The organism is Terriglobales bacterium (assembly GCA_035624475.1).
GTDB lineage: Bacteria > Acidobacteriota > Terriglobia > Terriglobales > Acidobacteriaceae > DASPRL01.
Map to the genome: position 1 here is coordinate 1 of DASPRL010000124.1, position 2,028 is coordinate 2,028.

The window sequence follows — 2,028 nt, forward strand, 5'->3', positions numbered from 1 at the left end:
CTCTCCCGGGTGGCCCGTTCCAGCGAGCGCGCCTGGAGCTCCACCAGCGCCCGCCGGGCCGGCCCCTTCTGGCCCAGCGAAGCAGCGGCCTCGGCCAAGGCGAGTCGACCTTCTGCAGGGTTCTCCTCTCCCAGTCGGACCAGAAAGCCCGCAAGGAAAGCGAGGGGAAGGTAGATCAGCTCGTGATGCCGGTACGGAAGAGAGCCGGCGAGCCGGGTCGTCCAGGCAGGACGAAGACCGGCAGTCAGGCGGACGACCGCGGTGAGCGTGAGCTCCGCTGGATAGGGAATCAGCCGGAAGAAATGGGCCTGCCCCGGTTTGATGGACAGTTTATGGGTTGGGCCGCAAGTCTCTTCTTTGGGGGGGTCTGGGGGGCAGAGCCCCCCAGCTCCACGACCTTAAGGATACAGACACGGGGCCGGCTGGTACGCGCATCTCAGGCGGCCTCCGCGAGCTTCTCGAAGGCGGCAGGGCTCAGGTAGCCGAGGGCTGAGTGCCGGCGGCGGAGGTTGTACCAACTCTCGATGAAGTCGAACACCGCCAGCCGGGCTTCGGACTGGGTGCGGAAGCGCTGGCGAGCCAGCAGCTCGCACTCGAGCGTCGCAAAGAAGCTCTCGCACAGCGCGTTGTCGAAGCAGTCACCGACCGAGCCCATCGAGGGCCGGACCCCGGCCTGGCGGCAGCGCTGGCCGAACGCGAACGCGCTGTACTGCGTACCTTGGTCGGAATGGTGGATCACCTCCTGGGGCCGGCGCTGCCCCAACGCCATGTTCAAGGCGGCGAGCACGAGCTCGGTTCTCAAATGGGTCTCCATCGCCCAGCCCACGACACGGCGGCTCCAGGCATCGACGACCACGGCCAGATAGAGGAACCCCGACCAAGTCGGGATGTAGGTGATGTCGGCGACCCAGAGCCGGTCACGGCCTGCGGCTGTGAAGTTGCGCTCCACCAGGTCGGGAGCCGGGCGGGCCCGCTGGTCGCGCACTGTGGTCGAGAAGCGGCTGCGCCGGCTGACTCCCTGAAGCCCTGCTTCGTGGAGCAGCCGCGACACCCGCTTGCGGCTGACGCGCGTCCCCTCCGCGGCCAACTCGGCGTGGATCCGAGGCGCTCCGTAGGTGCCTCGCGAACGCTGGTGAATGCTCCGGATCTGTGCCAACAGCGCCTCATCTGACTGCGCACGCTGCGAGCGTGGACGACCTGCCCACGCGTAGTACCCGCTGGGGGAGACGCCCAGCAGATCGCACATCCTTCGGATCGCGTACATGGCCTGGTTTGCCTTCACGAATTCGAAGACCGCGGTGGGATCGAACCGGTCTCCCGAGCAAACCAGGCCGCGGCTTTTGCCAAGATCTCCCGCTCTTCGCGCAGTTGGCGGTTCTCCCGCCGTAGCTGCCGCAGCTCAGTCAGCTCGGCGCTTGTCAGCCCGTCGCTGCGGCGCCCCTGGTCGAGATCGCTCTGGCGCACCCAATTACGGATCGCCTGGGCCGTCGGCTCGAACTCGCGCGACAGCTCTTCAGGTGTGCGCCCCGCGTGGACTAGCTCCACCATCTGCCGACGGAACTCAAGGGGATACGGTGCTCGGAATCTCCGCATCGTGGACTCCTTTCTCCCTCAAAGGATCAGGTGTCCACCAAACTGGGTCAACTCCAGGGGCCGCTCCTGCCAGCCGCTTTCGTACCCGAGGGGCGGCCGGGCCGCAAGGCCAAGCCCTACGGGCGCGCAAGCGCGGCCTTGACACCCCGGCCTCCTCTCCCCTCGGGTCCACGCGTCCCGTCGGGAGCAGCACCGAACCAAAAGGAGAAGAGAGACATGGACAGCCAGCACACCCCCCAGATCAACCTCTACGGCAACCTGGGCGCCGACCCCGAGATCAAGACCCTCCGGCCCCGCTCCGTCGAACGGGAGGTCTACGACCCCATCGCCGACGGCGTGGTCACCAAGACCTTCGAGCAGCCCGCGCGCCAGATCCGCACCGCGAGCCTCGCGGTCAACGCCAAGGACGCCCAGGGCGAAGAGCTCACCCGCTGG

The 2,028-nt window shown here is 67.5% G+C and carries 2 protein-coding genes; one reads left to right on the forward strand and one right to left on the reverse strand.

The annotated features are described in order from the left end of the window. Positions 1 to 436 precede the first annotated feature (436 nt). Positions 437 to 1,593 (reverse strand): IS3 family transposase gene (locus VEG08_05430; protein HXZ27426.1). Its coding sequence is split into 2 segments (ribosomal slippage): positions 437 to 1,335 and positions 1,335 to 1,593, totalling 1,158 coding nucleotides; the frame shifts between segments, so codons are not numbered across the junction. Positions 1,594 to 1,809: 216 nt separating this feature from the next. Here VEG08_05430 and VEG08_05435 point away from each other — a divergent pair. Further along, positions 1,810 to 2,028: hypothetical protein (locus tag VEG08_05435; GenBank protein HXZ27427.1), on the forward strand; the 219-nt coding region annotated here is incomplete at its 3' end.